General features: G+C 52.0%; 16 protein-coding genes and 1 pseudogene. 11 read left to right on the top strand and 6 right to left on the bottom strand.

What is annotated here, in order from left to right; all coding sequences use genetic code 11:
• Positions 1-97: 97 nt before the first annotated feature.
• Together EAH77_RS01435 and EAH77_RS01430 are read right to left on the bottom strand one after the other, a co-directional pair.
• Positions 98-619 (bottom strand): chromate transporter, encoded by a 522-nt coding sequence (locus tag EAH77_RS01435; protein WP_140470023.1) that lies wholly within the window; start codon positions 617-619, stop codon positions 98-100.
• Entirely contained in the window at positions 616-1,194 is a 579-nt protein-coding gene (locus EAH77_RS01430) for a chromate transporter (RefSeq protein WP_140470022.1), read from the bottom strand. Before EAH77_RS01430 ends, EAH77_RS01435 begins: the two co-directional genes overlap by 4 nt.
• A 111-nt stretch (positions 1,195-1,305) precedes the next feature.
• On the opposite strand from EAH77_RS01430, the gene EAH77_RS01425 reads away from it, so the two are divergent.
• A complete protein-coding gene (locus EAH77_RS01425) occupies positions 1,306-2,223 on the top strand; it encodes a LysR family transcriptional regulator (protein WP_140470021.1) in 918 nt (305 codons plus the stop codon).
• On the opposite strand, the gene EAH77_RS01420 is transcribed toward EAH77_RS01425, so the two are convergent.
• The gene (locus tag EAH77_RS01420) at positions 2,220-2,573 is read right to left on the bottom strand and encodes an ArsR/SmtB family transcription factor (RefSeq protein ID WP_140470020.1); all 354 of its coding nucleotides are present in this window, start codon (positions 2,571-2,573) and stop codon (positions 2,220-2,222) included. The two genes, EAH77_RS01425 and EAH77_RS01420, sit on opposite strands and share 4 nt — an antisense overlap.
• Before the next feature lie 351 nt (positions 2,574-2,924).
• Here EAH77_RS01420 and fusA point away from each other — a divergent pair, with 351 nt between their 5' ends.
• From fusA to EAH77_RS01405, 3 genes are all read left to right on the top strand, one after another.
• The gene (gene fusA / locus EAH77_RS01415) at positions 2,925-5,030 is read left to right on the top strand and encodes an elongation factor G (RefSeq protein ID WP_140470019.1); all 2,106 of its coding nucleotides are present in this window, start codon (positions 2,925-2,927) and stop codon (positions 5,028-5,030) included.
• 83 nt (positions 5,031-5,113) lie between these two features.
• On the top strand, positions 5,114-5,422 hold the full coding sequence (locus tag EAH77_RS01410) for a type II toxin-antitoxin system CcdA family antitoxin (RefSeq protein ID WP_206664872.1): 309 nt from the start codon (positions 5,114-5,116) through the stop codon (positions 5,420-5,422).
• Positions 5,423-5,734 carry a CcdB family protein gene (locus tag EAH77_RS01405; RefSeq protein ID WP_140470018.1) on the top strand — a complete coding sequence of 104 codons (312 nt, stop codon included), beginning with the start codon at positions 5,423-5,425 and terminating at the stop codon, positions 5,732-5,734.
• A 38-nt stretch (positions 5,735-5,772) separates the two neighbouring features.
• On the opposite strand, the gene wrbA is transcribed toward EAH77_RS01405, so the two are convergent.
• Positions 5,773-6,393 (bottom strand): NAD(P)H:quinone oxidoreductase, encoded by a 621-nt coding sequence (wrbA, locus tag EAH77_RS01400; RefSeq protein ID WP_140470017.1) that lies wholly within the window; start codon positions 6,391-6,393, stop codon positions 5,773-5,775.
• 161 nt (positions 6,394-6,554) lie between these two features.
• On the opposite strand from wrbA, the gene EAH77_RS01395 reads away from it, so the two are divergent.
• Entirely contained in the window at positions 6,555-6,908 is a 354-nt protein-coding gene (locus EAH77_RS01395) for a recombinase family protein (RefSeq protein WP_140470016.1), read from the top strand.
• Here the strand turns inward: EAH77_RS01395 and EAH77_RS01390 are convergent.
• Positions 6,871-7,049 (bottom strand): annotated as a pseudogene (locus tag EAH77_RS01390) (transposase); the annotation flags it as partial. The gene EAH77_RS01395 and the pseudogene EAH77_RS01390 sit on opposite strands and share 38 nt — an antisense overlap.
• Before the next feature lie 1,018 nt (positions 7,050-8,067).
• On the opposite strand from EAH77_RS01390, the gene EAH77_RS01385 reads away from it, so the two are divergent.
• Positions 8,068-14,085 carry an autotransporter outer membrane beta-barrel domain-containing protein gene (locus tag EAH77_RS01385; RefSeq protein ID WP_161985755.1) on the top strand — a complete coding sequence of 2,006 codons (6,018 nt, stop codon included), beginning with the start codon at positions 8,068-8,070 and terminating at the stop codon, positions 14,083-14,085.
• Between the two features lie 443 nt (positions 14,086-14,528).
• Positions 14,529-15,623, top strand: a complete 1,095-nt coding sequence (locus tag EAH77_RS01380; protein ID WP_241673371.1) for a right-handed parallel beta-helix repeat-containing protein — start codon at positions 14,529-14,531, stop codon at positions 15,621-15,623.
• 291 nt (positions 15,624-15,914) lie between these two features.
• On the opposite strand, the gene EAH77_RS01375 is transcribed toward EAH77_RS01380, so the two are convergent.
• Positions 15,915-16,937: a glycosyltransferase family 9 protein gene (locus EAH77_RS01375; protein WP_140470014.1), complete on the bottom strand. Its 1,023-nt coding sequence runs from the start codon at positions 16,935-16,937 to the stop codon at positions 15,915-15,917.
• Positions 16,938-17,287: 350 nt separating this feature from the next.
• Here EAH77_RS01375 and EAH77_RS25080 point away from each other — a divergent pair, with 350 nt between their 5' ends.
• The 4 genes from EAH77_RS25080 (at position 17,288) to mgtA (ending at position 21,908) form a co-directional block, all read left to right on the top strand.
• Entirely contained in the window at positions 17,288-17,449 is a 162-nt protein-coding gene (locus EAH77_RS25080; protein WP_161985754.1) for a hypothetical protein, read from the top strand.
• A gap of 165 nt (positions 17,450-17,614) precedes the next feature.
• Entirely contained in the window at positions 17,615-18,307 is a 693-nt protein-coding gene (locus tag EAH77_RS01370; protein ID WP_140470013.1) for an NAD(P)H-binding protein, read from the top strand.
• Between the two features lie 344 nt (positions 18,308-18,651).
• Positions 18,652-18,897 carry a hypothetical protein gene (locus EAH77_RS01365; protein ID WP_140470012.1) on the top strand — a complete coding sequence of 82 codons (246 nt, stop codon included), beginning with the start codon at positions 18,652-18,654 and terminating at the stop codon, positions 18,895-18,897.
• Between the two features lie 305 nt (positions 18,898-19,202).
• Positions 19,203-21,908 carry a magnesium-translocating P-type ATPase gene (mgtA, locus tag EAH77_RS01360; protein WP_140470011.1) on the top strand — a complete coding sequence of 902 codons (2,706 nt, stop codon included), beginning with the start codon at positions 19,203-19,205 and terminating at the stop codon, positions 21,906-21,908.
• The last annotated feature ends 25 nt before the right edge of the window (positions 21,909-21,933 follow it).

Raw genomic sequence — 21,933 nt, 5'->3', positions numbered from 1 at the left:
ACAATTAGCCTGCATCACATTTTCAACAATTTCCGAAAAATTGCTGCGATCCTCTTCGCACCTCTTCAAGAAACTGGCAAAAAAGCGCACGCCTTCTTCACCCCACGGCCAGCCCCAACAGCGCACCGACCGCCAGCACCCATAGCGGGTGGAGCCGTTTACTCAGGGCCATCAGGGTGCAGAGGGCGATCACCCCGGCCAGCGGTAAGGTCGGGGCGGAGGCTTTGGCGATCAGCAACCCGCTCGATGCCACCAGACCGACAGTAACCGGCACCAGTCCGCGCTGAATTATCTGCCTCCATGGGCGGTCCTTATAGCGCTTCCAGCCCCCCATCGCGACGAGAGTAATCAGCGATGACGGGCCGAATTTTGCCAGCGATGACACCAGCAAACCTGACCATCCCGCTACCTGCCAGCCAATCAGCGGTACGATCATCATATTCGGGCCAGGAGCCGCCTGTGCCAGTGCAAACAAGGCGCTGAACTCCTGGGCGCTCATCCACTGATGAATTTGCACTACTTCGCGCTGCATCTCCGGCAAAATGGTATTGCCGCCACCAAACGCCAGCACTGACAGCTGGGTGAATAACAAGGCCAGACTGACCAGTACCGGGCTCATGCTTTGCTCCTCGCGCAGATGAAGATACTGATGGGAGACAGCACCAGCATTACCGGCAGCATCGGCAGACGCAGCCCGGCGATGGCGATAACACCGGCCACGACTATCGCCAGTTGCAGCCATTTCCCCCACAGCGGCGCCAGCATTTTAATCCCGGTGGAAAGTAACAGCCCGCCTGCAGCGGCAGCCAGCCCGGCAAACAGATGCTCGACCAGCGGGTCATTCTGATAGCGCGCATACACCATACCCAGCAAAACCACGCAGAGTGTCGGGGCCAGAATCAAACCCAGCAGCGCTGACAGCGCACCGCGCAGCCCGCGAAACTCCATACCGAGCGCGACCGACAAATTAATGATATTTCCTCCCGGCAGGAACTGGCACAGGCCGAGCAACTCAGCAAACTGTTCGCTGCTCATCCAGCGGCGCTTTTCCACCAGCATATGCCGTGCCATCGGCAGCACACCGCCGAAACCGGTCAGGCCGAGCACGAAAAACCCCATAAAAAGCTGGCGGCAGTCGGGGGAGGTCAGATCTGCTGCGTCAGCAGAAGGGGTGTCTAAGGAGTGATGTGTCATAACGGTAAGTCCCTGCAATCGCGCATTACGCCGTGGTTTTTTTGCCATCATGCGCGGTAGCGTGCCATGATGTCTAATGCCTTTAATGACCATTAAGGATACCTAAAAGGTATGTCAAAACTCGATCTGCGCAAACTGCGTGCTTTTGTCACCGTGGTGGAGCAGGGCAGCATCTCTGCTGCCGCTGAACGCCTGTTTATTCAGCAGCCGCCGCTCAGCCGTTTATTGCAGGGGCTGGAGGCCGAATTTGGCGTCGCGCTGTTGCATCGCCAACCGCGCGGTGTGATACCCACTGACGCAGGGAAAGTGCTGTTACTTGAAGCACAAGCGCTACTGACCCGCGCCGATCAGCTCGAAGCCGCCATGCAACGGGCGGCGCAAGGCAAGCAGGGAAATATCACTATTGGTTTTACCAGTTCATCAGCGCTGCACGCTTTTGTTCCTGAGTTACTGCGCCGATACCGGGAGATTTATCCGTCGGTGACCACCCAGTTGGAAGAAGCGGGCAGTGGAGAATTACTGCAGGCCGTGGTGGCGCAGCGGGTGGACGTGGCGTTCGTGCGTATGCCGGTTAAGGGGATCCCTGAACTGGCGGTGGAAAAGGTGTTGGAAGAACCGATGAGGGTGGCACTCCCGGCGCGTCACCGTCTGGCAGGTTTACCGGCTGATGAACCTATTTCACTGAAAATGCTGGCGAATGAATCCTTCGTGCTCTATCGCCGTCCTGCGGGTCAGGGGTTATACGACGCCATTCTTGCCGCCTGTTTTCGTGCCGGATTTAGTCCGAAGATTGTGCAGGAAGCGCCGCGCCTGACCTCATGCCTGAGTTTGGTCGGGGCGGGTCTCGGCGTATCGATCGTGCCAGAGTCGATGACCCGTCTGGGCGGCGACGGCATGGTATTTCTCAAGCTTTCGCCGCAGGCACAGCTTTATGCACCGTTATACCTCGCCCGGCGGGAGGAGAGTCACGCATCGTCTATAATCAATAGGTTTTGTCAGTTGGTACACACCCAACTGGAGAAAAACTAAAGATGTTGTTCAGAAATATGTTTTTGAGTGGACTCCAGCGTGATGCCGTCCGATTCAATGGCGTTGAGCAAAGAGGCAAGCAGGCCAGGGAAGCGGGCGTCGAGGTCGTCGCGGCGCAGTGACAGTAAATTGGCGCGGCCGTCCGGGCGCTGCCAGATAACACCGCTGTCGCGCAGTACGCGCCAGTGGTGTGTCAGTGTCGATTTCGACAACCCCTGCAACAGCGTGCCGCAAGGGTGTTCGCCGCCTTTTGCCAGCGTGCGTACCACGGCCAGACGCAGTGGATTGCCAAGGGCAGTCAGGACGTTTTCAAGGCGGATCTGCTCGCGCTCAGGGTGATTGGCTATCATTGGCTTATCCTCGTGCGCTTCATCTTTCACGTTGCCTCAGCGTTGGCTGCCTTTGCTCATCCCGGCCACTTACTCATGTAAGCTCCCGGGATTCACTCAGTTGCCGCCTTGATGCAACGCGAAATCTATTGCGCATATCAGTTGGTGTATCTCGGTGATTACCGGCCGCGCAATATAGCCTATACCCGCTTTACTTTACAGCGGGCTCGCTGATGCACCGATTTCATCAATAGAAAAAATAATTGTACGAATATACACGTACAGTTGTATTATACGCTCCGTAAAACGAAATGACGAAAAACTGTACTGAACAGATCGTCAACTTTGCCATCCATCACGTAAGGACGTTATATGGCTCGCCAAACCCCCATCGAGCGCTACCGCAATATTGGTATCTCAGCACACATCGACGCCGGTAAAACTACCACTACTGAGCGTATTCTTTTTTACACCGGCATGAATCACAAGCTGGGTGAAGTGCATGACGGCGGCGCGACCACGGACTGGATGGAGCAGGAGCAGGAGCGTGGCATTACCATTACTTCTGCTGCGGTCACCTGTTTCTGGCAGGGGATGGATCACTCGTTTGATTCGCATCGCATCAATATTATCGACACCCCCGGACACGTGGATTTCACCATCGAAGTGGAGCGTTCCATGCGCGTTCTCGACGGCGCGGTGATGGTGTATGACTCGGTCGGCGGCGTGCAGCCACAATCGGAAACGGTGTGGCGTCAGGCCAATAAATACAAAGTGCCGCGTCTGGCTTTCGTCAACAAAATGGACCGCCAGGGTGCTGACTTCTTCCGCGTTCGCCAGATGATGGTGGACCGCCTGAAGGCCAATCCGGTACCGATTGTTATTCCGATCGGCAGTGAAGAGCACTTCATTGGCGTGGTGGATTTACGCAAAATGCGTGCGATCTACTGGGATGACGAAACGCAGGGCATGACCTTCAGCTATGGTGAGGTTCCGGCTGAACTGCAAACGCTGGCCGAAGAGTGGCGCGAGAAAATGGTTTCTGCAGCGGCGGAAGCCAGTGAGACACTGATGGATAAATACCTCGAAGAGGGGGGATTATCTGAAGACGAAATAACCCAGGGCCTGCGTATACGGACTATCGCGGGGGAGATCCAGCCGATGCTGTGCGGCAGCGCCTTCAAAAATAAAGGTGTTCAGCGCATGCTCGACGCGGTGATCGAACTGATGCCGTCACCGCTGGATATTCCGCCGATTGCCGGTACCGACGAAGACGGTAATGAAATATTCCGTCATTCCGATGACAGCGAGAAATTCTCGGCGCTGGCCTTCAAACTGATGACTGATCCCTACGTCGGCCAGCTGACGTTTGTGCGCGTCTATTCCGGCGTACTGAAGAAAGGCGACAGCGTTTACAACCCAATTCGCGGAAAAAAAGAGCGCATTGGCCGTATCGTGCAGATGTATGCCAATGACCGTATCGAAATCGACGAAATCCGCGCGGGTGATATCGCGGCCTGCGTCGGCCTGAAAGATGTGACGACGGGTGAAACACTGTGCGACCCAACGGACATTATTACGCTGGTGCGCATGGAGTTCCCGGAACCGGTGATCTCGCAGGCTATCGAGCCGAAAACCAAGGCCGATCAGGAGAAAATGGGCATTGCGCTCTCAAGGTTGGCGTCGGAGGATCCGTCGTTCCGTATCCGTACTGATGAAGAGTCCGGGCAAACCATTATCTCCGGCATGGGCGAGTTGCATCTGGAGATCATCGTTGACCGCATGAAGCGTGAGTTCGGCGTTGAGGCCAATATTGGCAAACCGCAGGTGACCTACCGCGAAACCGTGCGTAAAACCGTGAAAGATGTGGACGGCAAGTTTGTGCGCCAGTCCGGTGGTAAAGGCCAGTACGGACACGTGGTGTTTACGCTGGAGCCGCAGGAGGCGGGCAAAGGCTTTGCGTTTGTCGATGCCACCAAAGGCGGCGTGGTCCCACGTGAATTCATCCCGGCAGTAGAGAAAGGGGTGGTGGAAGCGCTGAACAACGGCATTCTGGCGGGTTACCCGGTGGTGGACGTCAAAGTGACGCTGACGTTCGGGTCATATCACGAGGTGGACTCCTCTGAAATGGCGTTCAGGATGGCGGCGATCTTTGGTTTCAAAGAGGCTGCGCGCCTGGCCAGCCCGGTGATACTCGAGCCGATGATGCGCGTCGAAGTGGAAACGCCGGAAGACTATGCGGGCAGCGTGATGGGGGATTTATCCTCACGTCGCGGTACGGTGCAGGGTATGGAAGAGATCGCGGGCGGCGGTGGCAAAATCATCAAAGCCGAAGTGCCGCTTTCCGAGATGTTTGGTTACTCGACCACGTTGCGATCGATGTCGCAGGGCCGTGCAACCTACACCATGGAGTTCAACCATTACGCCGAGGCACCGCGCAATGTCGCCGAAAACATTATCGCGTCGCGTGGTAAGTGATGTGCAAAGGAGTATAACGAAACGGCCTGAATAGGCCGTTTTTTTTGGCCTGTTTTTTAACCAGATTTAAGCAGGAAGTGAACATGAACTGGTATGAGCAATGGAAGTGTGTGACTATTATGCGCATGATGGGTGTGCTTATGGAGTGTGTCATGCCACCGGTTTCTACCGCATTAAAGAAAAGAACCAACGTCACTCTGAGTGCTGATCTGCTCGAGCAGGCCAGAGAACTGGGTATCAATCTATCAGCAACCTTTGATATCGCCTTGAGGGAAGCCGTACGAGCGCAACGGAGGAAACAATTTATGGAAGAAAACCAGCAGGCCATTGATTCGTGTAATGCTTTTACGCAAGAAGCCGGACTCTTTTCCGAAGGTCGGGGAGTGTTATAAATGGCTCAGTTTGATATTTACGAAAATCGGGGACAGGGGAAAAACAGATATCCCTATTTTATGGATATTCAAAATCCGCTGATTGAAAGACTTAACGAGCGGGTCGTCATTCCTTTGACCTCCATCGATAACGTTAAAGCTATCAGGCAGTTGCATCCTGCCGTCAGGGTTGAGAATCAACAGTATCTGCTGATGACCCATTTGCTGACCAGTATCAGTCATCATGAGTTACGGCATGAGCCGGTGATGAATGCAGAAAGCCATCGCGACGATGTGGTGTCTGCGCTGGATCTCCTGGTGATGGGAATTTAAGGCGCAATATTTTGCGCCTTTTTGCGATTGCCTGACGCTTAACTCACCAGCTTACTGGTGATCGTTGCCACATGTTTGCCCTGATGATGAGCAATCCGCAGCTCTTCAGCACTTGGCTGACGTGAACCGTCGCCGCCGGCGATGGTTGTCGCACCATAAGGCGTACCGCCGCGAACCTGGGAAATATCAAACAATTCTGGTGTGGTATAGCCGATAGGCACAATGATCATGCCGTGGTGCGCGAGAGTGGTCCAGGTCGAGGTAATGGTCATTTCCTGGCCGCCACCGGTACCGGTTGAGCTGAACACGCTGGCGACCTTACCTGCCAGTGCGCCTTTAGCCCATAAGCAGCCGGTCTGATCGAGGAAATTACGCATCTGCCCGGTCATATTACCGAAGCGGGTTGGGGTGCCGAGAATGATGGCATCATAATCCGCCAGTTCTGCCGCAGAGGCGACGGGCGCAGACTGTCCGGTTTTTCCGCCAGCGGCTTTGAACGCCTCGGGGTCCATGGTTTCAGGCACTCGCTTAACGGTGACTTCCACGCCGGGAACGCTGCGTGCACCTTCTGCGATACTTTGCGCCATGGTTTCAATATGGCCGTACATAGAATGATAAAGCACCAGTATTCTTGCCCCACCACGTTTTTCTTCTGACATGTATTATCCTCCTAATCTCGTAAATCCAGGCAGTCCACACTATGAAATTGCTCGTTTCGTTTATTCGCTGGTCAACCAAGAAGCAAGACTCAGGCGATAACCTGCGTTGGTAACAGGAACTGATAGATAGCTTCTACGCTAAACATCAGGATGAATATGCTATGACGCCTGAGCATCGTTATGTGGACAAGGGAAAGTCAGGGTTTCACCAAAAACACAAAGCTGAAAGTGCTGCATTTAAACGCATGTTCGACAATGTTATTTCTAAGGCGATTCCCACAGGCTCTTTAATTATTGTAGAGAATTTTGACAGGATTTCCTGTGCTGACATTGATACGGCAATCGAAGACGTGAAGAAAATGCTCAGGAAGGGCGTTAGCGTCATGACTCGTGGGGCTTTGTTGAATAAATCGGATTTAGATAAAAGATCCTCCTGCCAGCCCTTGCCTGATTTCTGTCCGCAGACTCCACCGGTCAGTAACTGGCACGCGTTCGCGGCGGGATCAGTGCCCTGATTTTCTGCGCCGCAGTTCGTCGTGGCAACGTTTTGTGTCATAAGCCCCATCGGCTGAAACGCCCCTGATTTTCCGATGCGTCTGGCGGATAAGTCCCGGGAATTCCTCCGCATCGGCCACATTATTCAGGGATAAATCAGCGTTCGATTTATTCAACAAAGCCGCAGTTGGACTGTGTTTTTAGATTGGATTCTCAATCATTCATGGCTTATACATAAAAACGAAAATAATCTTTTAAAATTAATTTATGCAAGTTATGCCATAATGCCTCCTCAAGATATAAACTTTATAGGAGAGTGCGATGATTATTCTAAAAAACTTTGAAGAATATAAATCTTGGTTTTATGAAAGCCGTGATTGTGATTTTTTGACCACTCTGCGAGGTGGAACTGTGCCTGAATGATGACAAGCCTACTGAATATCCTTGCGCCATCTATAATCCGCCTGAAGCGGGAGGGTTTTGTATCGAAAAAATGATTTACATCTTGCTGACTGAAATCGGCAGCATCTATAACCAGTTAAATATTTAATTCATTGCTATTTTGAATTTATAAATCCGACTCTCCTCATTGATGGTTTTTTATCTGGTTGTTTTTTTATGACATCATGAAATATTTACAGTTAACGTTAACGATGATGAACATTAACTATTATGCATGGTTCATGTTGCCATGTCAGGCATCTCTCGTTTTGAATGAGTTATTGCCCACATGAAACAGTCAGAATAGCATGATGTGATACGGCATTCATTCATGCGACAAATGTATAAACTGATTTTATAATTATTTTTAATCTGTCTCTCTGCCTGTCTGATATAAATATGCCTGTCTATAGACATAAAAACTGCCTGAGAGTATAACCTCCGCCATACCAGTATCAGCCAGTATCAGCGTGTGAAATAGTTGGTGTTATAGGGTTGTCTTACAGTGATGCCTCCAAATTCAACGACTACTTTTATGATGAGTAATTAGTAGCATCGTAAAATACCAGCAGCGATGTCTTGATGAAAAATTGAATATTAACTTTTTAACTTTACTGACTAAATTTAAAGGCACTATTTATGATACATCTGAAGAGAAGTCATTCTCTAATAAAATCAACCACTCACTCCTTTGCTTTGCGTTTTCTTTCTGCTGCCGTATTAGCGGGAATAAGCGGGATGGCACAGGCTGATTGTGTTATTACAACCACATCAGCGGAGTGTGATACTTCTTCCCCGAACCCTTTTGGTAGCACGCTGGACTTTAGCAGTGTGACCGGTGCGACGGTAACGATAGATAGCGACGCTATCCTTGATACCGGTAGTTACGCGGGGATTACTACTGGTGACAATGCCAATATTATTTTGCAGCCCGGTGCGCAAGTGATATCAGCATCATCAAATAATTCTGCCATAGCAATGGCTGGCGACTCGCATATTACGATTGGTAAAGATGCATTGGTATCACAAACCAACGGCACTCCAATTACTTTATCAGTACTGGGTTATGGCAATACCATTGAAAATAGTGGCACCATAATTAACGCGGGAAATTCAGCGGCAATCAGTTTTGTCCACAGCAACCAAACTGTCGTTAATCAAGGTATCATAAGTTCAAATGGCCTCGCGATTAATGGTTTCGGCGGTTTAGAGATAATTAACTCAGGTGAAATAATTGGAGGGTCGGGAACTGCCATTTTATTTGGCGGCCTCCTCAATAATTATAATAATAATAGCCTTGTTTTGGAAGAAGGTTCCAGCATTATTGGTAATGTCATTGCTACCAGTGACTCAAATGATACCTTTGTTCTGGGCGGTGAGGCTAACCCCGGTTCTGATGGCGATACGTTTGACGTCAGCACGATTGGGCAAAACGCACAATATCGTAATTTTGATAATTTCAAGAAACAGGGAAGCAGCACCTGGACGCTTGACGGTACCGCTACGCAGAATATTAACTGGAGCGATGAAGAGGGAACCTTAGTATTTGGCAGTTCAAATCAGGGGGGCGGGACTATCAGTGGTAACGGCGGCGATATCGGTTACCTTGATGGTGTCTCATTGACGAATGCCGTCGTGCTTAATCAGGACACCGGCATGATTGTTAACGCCGGGGCGGCAAGCCAAAGTGGCATTATCTCGGGAACGGGAGCCATGACGAAGACCGGCGAAGGACTCCTGATACTCAGCAATGATAACACCTACCAGGGCTTGACAACTGTCGAGGCGGGTAGCTTGCAGCTCGGAAATGGCGGAACAACCGGTATAGTCAGCGGGGATATCCTTGACAACGGTACGCTGATATTCAACCACAGCGGCGACCTGACTTATTCCTCTGCGATTTCCGGAACCGGTAGTCTGACCCAGTCCGGTCCCGGCAATTTAATCCTCACTGGTAATAACACCTATACGGGTTCTACCACCGTCAACAACGGCGCTGCTCTGTCTCTGGGGAATGGCACCACCACCGGCATGGTCAGCGGGGCTATTGTTGACAACGGTACGCTGATATTCAACCACAGCGATGACCTCGCCTATGCTGGCATTATCTCCGGCACCGGTGACCTCACACAAGACGGGGCCAGCACCCTGACTCTGACAGGGGATAACACTTACACCGGCAAGACAACCATCAACAGCGGCAGTACCCTTTCAATGGGTGATGGTGGCACTACCGGCAGCGTGGCAGGCAATATCAGCAACAACGGCACCCTGGTCGTTAACCATGCTAACAGCTACACGGAAGATGCTGTGCTGAGCGGGACGGGGAACCTGACCCAGGCCGGTGCAGGGACACTGACACTGACCGGTGCGGGATCCTCGCAGGGCGCCGTCAATGTGAATCAGGGAGCTCTCGATTTTGCGCAAAACGGCCAGTTTAACACCGGCACCCTCAACGTTGCCGCCCAGGCCACCCTCAAACTGGAAGATGCCGCCCGGCTGACCGCCAGCGGTGCCGCTACCCTCAACGGCGGCCTGGATGTTGATATCTCCACCGGCGGGCCACTGATAACGGCCGACAGCATCGCAATCGGTACCGATTCCGCACTCACCGTTACCGGCTTGTCCAGCGACACGCCCGACACCGCCAGTGCGGTGGCGCAGTCGCGTACCACCGTATTGCAGACTACCCAGGGTATCACCGGCGATTTCGCCAGCGTGAACTTTGGGACGACCGATGCCCCAGATTACCTGCTGGTTGACGGTAAAAAATCCGCTGACAACCTGAGCTACAGCGTGGGCAGCGAACTGGCCTGGACGTCCGGCACTTCGGGCTCCAACGGTAGTTTTACCCTCAGCGCGCCGACCGACCATTTTAACGTTGACGTGACGCTGTCTGACCAGACGGCTAACGCGACCACCGGCTGGGACGGCAAGAGCCTGACCAAATCCGGCGACGGTAATTTAACTCTCTCCGCCGTGAATACGTACAGCGGCGCTACCGCAATTAACGGCGGGACCCTGACCACAGGCGCTGCCCATACGCTTGATGCCAGCAGCGGTGTCAACGTCGCCAGCGGAGCCACCTTAGACCTGAACGGCTTTGACCAAAATGTGAATGCCCTCAGCGGAGCGGGCAACATTGCCCTTGGAAATGCCACTCTTGGCGTAGTGAGTGCCACGGCGAATAATGAGTTTGACGGCGTTATCTCCGGCGCAGGTTCATTGAGTAAAACCGGCATGGGTACCCTCGTGCTGGGCGGTAATAACACTTTTACCGGCGATACCACGCTTTCCTCGGGAACATTGCAGGTCGGCAATGGCGGCACGGCCGGTGCGCTGACGGGCAATATCGTCAACAACGCCGCGCTGGTGTTTAACCGCAGCGATGCGTCAGCTTACAACGGCGTGATTTCCGGTACCGGTAACGTCACGAAGGACGGCGCGGGCACGCTGACGCTGAGCGGCACGAACACCTACGGCGGGGGCACGGTTATTGATGCCGGAACCTTGTCGTTGGCCCAGGCGCAGGCTATTGGGGCCGGTACGGCACTGATAAATGCCGCAGGCACGCTTGACCTGGCTTTCAATAACGCCACCTTTGCCAACGCGGTGAGTGGCGATGGTAAAGCACTCATCAGCGGAACGGATGTGGCACTGGGTGGCGACAACACCGCCTTTACGGGAGCGTGGGACATTACCGGCAGTGCTATCGTCACACAGGCGTCTCAGCTTGGCAGCGCGGGCGTACAACTTGACGGCACCGGCAGCCAGCTTGCGCTGAACAATTTCAGCAGTGATTTCAATAATGCGTTGAGCGGCAACGGTACGTTGCAGATTAACCAGAACAGTAAAAACGACGATTTCACCTTTGCCAGCTCCACAGGTTCAGCCTTCACCGGCACAGTGCAAATGGAACAAGGGGACATGTTACTCGATGCCAACGGCGCGCAGGCACTGACGAATGCCACTTTAGCCTTGTCGCCAAACGGTATGGCGACGCTGGACGCTGACCGCAGTATTGGTGGGCTCACGACCGGCGGCGGAACGCTGAGGATTAATAACAACCCGCCCGATACCTATACGCTCACCACCCAAACATTGGATGCCAGCGCCGGAGGCGCGATAGCCGTCAATATTCCTGCGACGCTGACACCACCGGTCATTTCGGTAAATGCTTCCTATTTTGACCAGGATGCCATCCGTACAATACAGGCGGTCAATACCACCGGCACAGTAAGTGGTGTTGGCAATCACCTGTCTCTATACAGTTATGATGGTGTTACACCCGTCAGCACCCCAACCCTGGTGGATATTACCAGCGACGGTACTCAGCTCGGTATTGCCACCTATAATTACGGTGCTGTGGTGACCAGCGACGGCGTCTGGATAGGCTATGACCTGTTGAAACTGGAGGCCAACGCGGGCCAGACTCTCGCCCTGCAAAATGAGCCGGGTCAGGATAATACACTCAGTGCTCAGCTCACCGGTGCCGGTAATTTCGACGTGCAGGGTGCGGGCACGGTGATACTTAATAATATCGACAACGACTACACCGGCAATACCATTGTCAGCAGCGGTACTTTACAGCTGGGCAGTGATAATGCGCTGGGCAATACGGCTGACGTTAGCATCGCCAATGGCGCAGGTCTGGACGTCAACGGTAAAACCCAGACCATCACCACACTGCACGGTGTGGCGGGCAGCAGCCTTAATATGGGTAACGGCGTCCTGACCATTGCGCAGGGTGGTGTCAGTCAGGGCACATTAACCGGCGCAGGTCAGCTCAATCTGGAAGGGGGGCTGATGCAAATAAGCGGCGCTAATGCTGGAATGAGCGCCACGACACTGATAGCCGCACCTGCAGAAGTTGAGCTGGATAATACCCAGGGCCTCGGCACTGGTGATATTGCACTTGACGGTACCCTGAACCTGCTGAGCGCGACCGGTACCCTGAGCAATCAGCTCAGTGGTGCCGGTACGTTGTCCCTGCAGGATAGTGCACAGGTCAGCCTGAGTAACAGCCTCAATACTCTGAGTGGGAATGTCGACGTGGCCAGCGGGACGCAGTTAACCGCTCTGGGGGCCGGGACATTAGGCTCGTCCAGCGTGACCGACAACGGCACGGTGGTGCTCGATACCGCAACCGACTGGACGCTGACCAACGTCATCAGCGGCAGCGGCGGGCTTGCTAAAACAGGCAGCGGCACGCTGATTGTGAACAGTGGCCTGACCTACAGCGGTGATACTCACATCAGCGAAGGGACGCTGCAGATTGGTGATGCGCCAGGCAGTCTGGACAGCACCGGCACAGTGTATGTTGAAACGGCCGGTACGTTGCGCGGCAACGGCAGCGTCGGCGGCTCTGTCGTCAACAGCGGTCACATCGGGATGCTGAGCGATACGCCAAGCCAGCTGCTGATTGCCGGCGACCTGACGAACAACGGGGTGGTTGACCTGACCAACAACGCCGTCGGCAATACGCTGACGGTGGACGGTAACTATAACAGTGACGGCGGTCAGCTGTGGCTCAACAGTGAGCTAAACGGTGACAGCTCTTCCACTGACGAGCTGATTATCAAAGGCAACACCAGCGGCAGTACGCAGGTCACTGTGAATAATATGCACGGTCTGGGCGAACAGACGGTAAATGGCATTGAGGTGGTGAACGTACAAGGTCAGTCTGGTGGCACTTTTGCCCTGCAGGGCCGTGCCGTTGCTGGCGCCTATGAGTACTCCCTCTATCAGGGCACGCCGACGGTGAACGACGGCAACTGGTATCTGCGTTCACAATCCGGAGAGCCGGGGCCGGACCCACAGACACCGGTACTGCGTCCGGAGGCGGGAGCCTATCTGGCCAACCAGAGCCTGGCCAACAGCGTATTTCTGACGACGATGCATGACCGCAATGGTGAAAATCGTCAGACCGGCGACGATGCGCCAGCGACCTGGGCACACTTTGATGCCGGACGGGTCAACAGCGAAGCGGCGGGCGGGGCGATTTCCACCGGGTCAAACACGGCAGTCCTGCGGGTTGGTAGTGACATCTACCGCCATGACTTTGGTAATCAGCAGATAAAGGCCGGGGTCATGACTGGGTATGCCGACGTGGATACGCACAGCGATGCCCAGGGTGTCAGCGGGTCGACGGACAGTAACCTGAAGGGATACAACTTTGGTCTTTACGGTACCTGGTATGGCGGCTCCGCGGAGCAGAAAACCGGGCCGTACGTTGACAGTTGGGTGCAGTACGGCACCTTCCATAACACGGTCAACGGCAGTGACTTACCGGAAGAGAAGTACCACAGTCATAACTGGACCGGGTCGCTGGAAGCGGGCTATGACATTGCGGTGAGTGAGGCGCACGCGCTTTATTTGCAGCCGCAGTTCCAGACGATTTACTCCAACTACAGTCAGGGTGACCACAGTGAAGCCAATGGCACGCAAATTCATAGCCAGGACTCAGGCGGTGTCACTACCCGGTTAGGCGGACGTTTTTACGGCCAAATAGAAAACGCGGCCCTCACCCAACCCTACGTTGAGTTGAACTGGTGGCACGGAGGCAGCAGCAACAGCATCCAGATGGATGAAACGACGGTAGACCAGAATATTCCGGTAAATCGGTATGAGGTGAAAGTGGGTGCCCAGACCAACGTCAGTAAAAACTGGCAATTATGGATAAATACCGGCGTTCAGGCGGGTAAGGATGATTACTCCAGCGTGCAGGGACAGATGGGCGGTAAGTACTCCTGGTAAGGTAAGTAAAAGCAGTCAGGAATACCTTCTCAAAGGTCAGTAACTGACATTTTAAAAGTGATGGTCTAAAAGTTGGAGATCACCTGAAAGTTCAGGTGATCTCCTCATCTCCTCATCTCCTCATCTCCTTATCTCCTGCGAACTCCTGCGAATGTAAATTTGTAAAATGAAGCCAATATCAACGCTGCTTTTCTCTATTTCTGACGCGTAACGTTAAATGCAACGGTAAATTGAGATGTGGGAGTCCACAAATCGATTATTATTGCTTTTGAATGGACTAAAATTGAGACGATAATCACAAAAAAAACAGGTGAGCACTGTATTTAATTAGGGGGGTAAGCCATAGTATTTATACTGTAAGCTTTTATAAGCTCATAGAGAATAAACCCTGTTATTTAACTATCCTAAATTAATGTCTGTGTAATTATCTATTGTGAGGTTTTATGATGAAAAATATCCTAATGCTATTGCTAGGTTTTATAGCTATGCCTCAAAGTGTTCATGCGGAGATGTGCGACATTCTTGGTGGCGGAATTGGGTACACAAAATATCTTGATAAAAACACTGTTCCCCACTCAACTGCCACCACATATGCTGAATTGAAAAGTCAATTGGCCCAGGGTATTACCTATATTTATATCCCACCGGATGTGACTATAGAAATCCCAAGCCAGCAAAATGCCATCGTTATTAATGAAAATCAGACGATTTTTAGCGATCGCGGCGAGAAAGGAAGTGAGGGGGCTTTGTTAAAAACGCCTTACCTCAATGAAAATGCTAATAACTATCCTGTATTTATGATTAAGAGTCATGCGAGATTGACAGGCCTAAGAATAGAAGGTCCTTACCAGGAGAGTAATACAAACGCTCAAACTATCGGGCTGCAGACTTTGCCTGGCAGTCAGGGGGTTCAGATTGATAACAATGAAATTTATGGCTGGCCTTGGGCAGGAATATCTATTAAGCAATCAGAAAGTAACACGGTCCACCATAACTATATTCATAATAATATTAAATCTGAATTAGGCTATGGCATCGTTGTTCAGAATGGCAATGCTCAAGTTGAAATTAGCTGTAACGTTTTCAACGCTAACAGGCATGCTATTGCAGGAAGTGGATCTGCTGGAGAAGGATATTATGCACATGCAAATTTAGTATTAAACGGTGGGGGATATGGCGCATACCATCAATTTGATATGCACAAAAGCGGCGAAATTGGTGGAGAGTATGTCAATATTCAAAATAACTGGTTTGATTATGGCCGCTATGGTACGTCTAACCGATCCTCTATTGGTTTGCGCGGTGTTCCGAGCCAGGGACCTGCTACAATAACCGATAATTTTTTTAGTCAGGATTATAATGTGGGTACACAAACGGCTGTATCGGTTGAAGGTGGCGTCCCAACAAAAGAGGATATTTTGGCTACCAATAAATTCACTGTCCCTATGGTTTATGGTAAGTATGGTGAAGGATGTGTAATGAATTTCGACAGTGATAATAAACCACAAGTTGTAAATTGTAAGTCTGTAGGTTTATAAATCGTAGAATAACCCTTGCTATGATTTCAGGGGAAGGTCACACAGATCCCCGCTGTCGCTATTACGGCGATAAAGATGCTGTGGTTTATGAAATAATCTGACAGCCAGATATTTGAGCGGTGGGCGATGGTGCAGGATTTCGGTGCGCCGATTCGTAAATATATTGTGAAGGCGGGCAATAAATAACAGGTTGGCGCGGGCAGTGCAGATTAATTGATATTTATGTCAATGATTTAATAAAATAGAGGCCAGTAACACAGGCCTCTGTTTTTTTGATAATTAATAAATATTTTATTGCGTAATTCCAACGGACTTCGCTAAATGATGGACTTCAGCAAAGACCTCATCTACCGAAATAGACATCACGTTCTCATCGCTCTTCTGAATAACTTTGTGTGGTACTGCCCACGGTGCCCAACTGATCGGATCACTGTTGCCGAAAAGTGCGACGATAGGTTTGTGAAGCCCGGCAGCGACGTGCATTGCGCCGCCATCACTGCAGACCAGAAAATCACAAAGCGCTGTCGCCGCTATCATCTCGTCAAGCTCAAGAGTAGGGACTGCGATCATCGCCAGATCGGCACAAAGTGACATCACGTCGGCCGCTTTGGCATCATCACCGGGGTGTCTTGGGTTGTGTTCATCCCCCGGCGACCATAACAGCATCAACTGGCAGGGCGTCATGGTTGCAATACGGTGGGCCAGAGCAGCGAAGTTTTCGGCTGACCAGCGTTGCCTTATTTTGCGGGAGCTTATGTGTAAAGCGAAGACCGGCAAAGTCTGGGTGATGCCGTACTTTTCACGCGTCGCGATAACTTGTTGCGGATCTGCCGTTATCTCCAGCGGGCCAGGCGCTTCTTTGGCACCAAAAGGTTCTAATAAACGGTGCATACGCTGCACACAATTTTCATTACAGGATTCTGGCGGGATCACCAGATCGGTGATCCGTGGGTGTTCAGTAAGACCCAGCGCAATGACTTTTGTGGGACGAATTAACGGTATCCAACGCAATACTCTTTTATCCCAACGACCTTTAGCGATAAAAACAACGTCATAGTGCTGCCTTCTTAATTTAACCATCAGGGCAAGGCGGCTAAGTATAATTTTCACCACGGATTCACCGGCAACGCGATGGTGGGTCTTTTTATAGGTATAGACGTTATTTATATTGGCATTGCGATCGAGCACTGCGGCGTTGTAGCTGTTGGCGAGAATATCCACATCAAAATTAAGCTCCTCTGAAACGCTTCTAATCAAAGGTGTGGAGATAATGGTGTCACCAATGTTATCCCGACAAATAATTAACGCTTTCAACACTGACTCCTTGGTGATTTTTTTATTATTGCGCAAGATCTATCTCTCATCATTGCGGTGACCAGTAGACTCGGACGTTTTAGCTTGGTTCATTGGGTTGCATGTAATTTTTACGAAAATTGTGTTTATGAGCGATTAATGAACAAATTGCGGATGCTAACAACATTTTTTGTGGCCGGATAATAGCGTTGTTTACCCTGTAATGCACTGCGTAACGTGAACCGTTAAGAGGGGCGGAGTGAGTGGTGACAGCACATAAAAGTAATGTCCTGTAAAGAGCAAATCGGCCTGACATCTCAGCATGTTAAGCTCTTGCAATATTTTGAAATATTTTTCAGGAATCACAGGGCATGGAAGTTTTTTTGGGATATGTCATTGAAAACCCGTCACGCGTGATTGTTTCCGTTGCTTCGCTGGGTATCGCGGTTTTTGCCGCGTTACTGCGCGGAATGCACGCCGTGTTTGCCAGTCTGCTGGCCATTTTCGGCTCCTTTTTAGCGATGATGTTATAAGTCATCAGATACAGATGCTCTGGTTTCACCGGGAGGGCTTGCTGACGCAAACCGGCTAAGCTGCGCCAAACCCGATAAAGCCACGAATTACCATCACATAAGCCCGAAGAACACCGTATGCTGGCCGCTCATCGCCATATCGGCGGGCAGAGGAAAAGCAGTGCAATGAAAATCATCATCTTCGGGGCGACCGGTATGGTCGGGCAGGGCGTATTGCGTGAGTGTCTGTTGGCCGCAGACGTCGAACAGGTTACCGCCGTAGGACGCACATCCTTAACGCAGAGCGACCCGAAACTGCATCAGGTGCTGCTGGCGGATATGTATCGCCCGGAAATGATAGAAGAGCAGTTGAAAGGTTATGACGCCTGCTTCTTCTGCCTGGGTATGTCGTCGTCAGGTAAGAGCGAAGCGGTTTATCGCCGGGAAACCTATGACATGACCTTAGGCGTGGCGAAGCTGCTGGCCGCTCACTCACCCAACATGACCTTTACCTATGTCTCCGGCGCAGGCACCGACAGCTCAGAGAAAGGGCGTGTAATGTGGGCGCGGGTCAAAGGTCGGACGGAAAACGACTTGCAGAAACTGCCTTTTGCCAGTGTTTGTCTGTTTCGCCCCGGCATCATTGTGCCGCTGCACGGTATTGAGTCGAAAACGGCCAGCTACCGGATTTTCTACCGTCTGAGCAAACCGCTGCTGGCGCTCGCCCGTAAACTCTTTCCCCGCCAGATCATCACGACCGAAATCCTCGGCCAGGCCATGCTTAACGCAGCGCGGGGTGAGGCAGGACGCTATGTGCTGGAAAGCAAAGATATCGGGGCGCTGGCGAAATCAGTTCAGGCTAATGGATCAGACGTTTAATATTCAGTGAATAATGTGTCAGAGGATTAATTGGCATTCCCCTTATTTCGGCGCTGAATATCGACGGAATATAAACGGATGCTATTAATCCTAATTTACAGTTGACAATAATAGAGTGCATGGGTAGATTGCACGAGCCGGAAGTAGCGGCCTTTCTAAACTTAACATAAGAGACTAATGGACACTGTATCTAGTAGCTTCCCGAATGTTGCCGATAACGCCATTCGGAATATTAAACATGAAATCGATTGTGATCGTTTCATCGTTTGGGTGTGCCTCGCCAGAGCCTGACGCTCTCGCGTCTAAACACCTCAACCTGAACGTTCACGGTCCCGAGGTGTATTATGAACTTCAAATCGACTCTTTTCCCTGATGTCAATTCACTGACATCCACGTTGCGTGTTCGCCACTCCCGCGATCGGACTCTGGCTGCGCGTAAAAAACACTCCGTTTCAATTTTTTCGACTAAAATCAATGAATTGAACCAGCGAGTCACCAACTGGCGTGTCAGTCCTGTCACCGGCCAGCTGGAACAGCGTTGCTCCTTTTCTGATAGCGATGACCCACATAGTCGATCCTTCTTTGCCTGATTCATGCCGTGAACGCCGGTTGAGCCGATTGTGTAAGACCAGCACGCACGTTCTGAATTCCGTCATTATTAACGCCTGAACGTTATCCTCTCGCTTTTCTTATTAACGAAAATAGAGGGCGGCGAAGCCATGCGAAAATAAAAGACACCCCATAAGGTTACACCCCTTTATTTATTAAAGGGCAGGAAACCCTGCGCGAAATTAATTAAAAACCGATCGCTTTAAACGATGCGGAATATTGACGGCTGCCTGTTATCCGGGACCCCGTTAAATACTCTCTGTTGTGTGGCGACAGGAGCACCACCATGACTGTAGAAATCAAAAACACGCAAAAGAAAAAACCAAAGGACAACAAGCTCTCCATGCGCGCTGTTCAGGAAGCCAAAAACGGCGTGGCCGTGACGTTACTCAACGTCAATGCCACTCGGGATGGCCTGCTGAATTCGCACGCCGCCGGACGGCTGGAAAAAGAGGGTTACAACGAAGTCGCCCACGATAAGCCACCTCATGTGGTGGTCCAGTTGTTAAAGGCGTTTAATAATCCGTTCATTTATGTGTTAGCCGTGCTGGCGGTTATCAGCTTTTTCACCGATTTCTGGCTGCCAATGCGTGCCGGTGAGGACGCCGATCTGACCTCCGTTTATATCATTGGCACGATGGTCGGCCTGAGCGGGCTGGTGCGTTTCTGGCAGGAATACCGTTCGGCGAAATCCGCCGAAGCGCTTAAAGCGATGGTGCGGACCACCGCGACGGTGCTGCGGCGTGATAACGCGGCGATGCCGGGGAAACTGCACGAAATCCCGATGCGTGAACTGGTGGTCGGTGACATCGTGCAGCTCTACGCCGGGGATATGATCCCGGCTGATGTGCGGCTGATTGAGTCTCGTGACCTGTTTATCAGCCAGGCTGTCTTAACCGGTGAAGCCTTGCCGGTGGAAAAGTACGACACGCTGGGCGATGTAGCGCAAAAATCGGCCAGTGCCGTGGCAGAAGACGAAGAAAATCTGCTCGACATGCCGAACATCTGCTTTATGGGCACCAACGTGGTGAGTGGCACGGCGCAGGCGGTCGTGGTGGCAACCGGCCCGCGCACCTACTTCGGCTCGCTGGCCAAAGCGATGGTGGGCACCCGCGCCCAGACCGCGTTTGACCGGGGTGTGAACAGTGTCAGCTGGTTGCTGATCCGTTTCATGTTGGTGATGGTGCCGGTGGTGTTCTTGATCAACGGCATCATGAAAGGTGAGTGGTGGGATGCGCTGCTGTTTGCGGTGGCGGTGGCCGTCGGCCTGACCCCGGAGATGTTGCCGATGATCGTCAGCGCCAATCTGGCGAAAGGTGCCATGGCGATGGCGAAGCGCAAAGTGGTAGTGAAACGCCTCAACGCGATTCAGAACCTCGGCGCCATGGACGTGCTCTGTACCGATAAAACCGGCACGCTGACGCAGGATAAAATCATTCTTGAGCACCACATGGATGCCCACGGACAAAAGAATGAGTCGGTGCTGGAACTGGCCTGGTTGAACAGTCATCACCAGAGCGGGATCAAAAACCTGATGGATCAGGCCGTGATCTACTTCTCTGAAAATACGCCTGGCTTTGTTAAACCGCAGGGTTTCAGCAAAGTCGATGAAATGCCTTTTGATTTTATCCGCCGTCGGCTGTCGATTGTGGTGAAAGACCCGCAGGCCAATCATCTGCTGGTGTGTAAAGGTGCGGTGGAAGAGATGCTGAGCATTTCTACCCATGTGCATGAAAACGGCAAAGTGGTTGAACTGGACGAGGCGCGCCGCGATGCGCTGCTGAAACTGGCCAATGACTACAACCAAGACGGTTTCCGCGTGCTGGTGGTGGCGACCCGCGACATTAAAAAGAGCGAAGCGAAAAAACAGTACAGCACGACGGATGAACATGACCTGATCATCCGCGGGTTCCTGACTTTCCTCGATCCGCCGAAAGAGTCCGCAGGCCCGGCGATTGCCGCGCTGCGTGATATCGGTGTGGCGGTGAAAGTGCTGACCGGGGATAACGCCGTTGTTACCTGCCGTATCTGTCGTCAGGTCGGGCTGGAGCCGGGCGAGCCGGTGCTGGGGCCACAGCTGGAAAAACTGGACGACGCCACGCTGAAAGTGCTGGTGGAAGAGCGCACGGTGTTTGCCAAACTGACGCCGCTGCAAAAATCGCGGGTGCTGAAAGCGTTGCAATCCAACGGCCATACTGTCGGATTCCTCGGCGACGGCATAAACGATGCGCCAGCCTTGCGCGATGCTGACGTCGGGATCTCGGTTGACAGCGGCACCGATATTGCCAAAGAGTCTGCCGATATCATTCTGCTGGAAAAAAGCCTGATGGTGCTGGAAGAGGGCGTACTGAAAGGCCGCGAGACCTTTGGCAATATCATGAAGTACCTGAACATGACCGCCAGCTCCAACTTCGGCAACGTGTTCTCGGTACTGGTGGCCAGTGCGTTTATACCGTTTATGCCGATGCTGGCTATCCAACTGTTGCTGCAAAACCTGATGTATGACATTTCCCAACTGGCGCTGCCGTGGGACAAAATTGATAAGGAGTTTTTGAAGAAGCCACGTAAGTGGGACGCCAAAAACATCGGTCGTTTTATGGTGTGGATTGGGCCGACCTCATCGATTTTCGATATGACCACCTTTGCGCTGATGTGGTACGTCTTTGCCGCCAACAGTGAACATATGCAGACGCTGTTCCAGTCCGGCTGGTTCGTTGAAGGGCTGCTGTCACAGACGTTAGTCGTACACATGTTGCGTACCCAGAAGATCCCGTTCTTCCAGAGCACCGCCGCGCTGCCGGTGATGCTGATGACCGGACTGGTGATGGCGGTGGGTATCTACGTACCGTTCTCACCGCTGGGTCCGATGGTGGGGCTGCAAGCTCTGCCGTGGCAGTACTTCCCGTGGCTGGCCGGTACCCTACTGGCGTATTGCTGTGTGGCGCAGGGTATGAAGATGTTTTATATCCGCCGTTTCAAACAGTGGTTCTGACCGTCTGACAACCAACAGGTGCCGC

The sequence above is a fragment of the Ewingella americana genome, from assembly GCF_006438725.1.
In the GTDB taxonomy this organism is placed as follows: Bacteria; Pseudomonadota; Gammaproteobacteria; order Enterobacterales; family Enterobacteriaceae; genus Ewingella; species Ewingella americana_A.
Note: the sequence above shows the minus strand (reverse complement) of the source record. Positions and strands in the feature narration are given on the sequence as shown.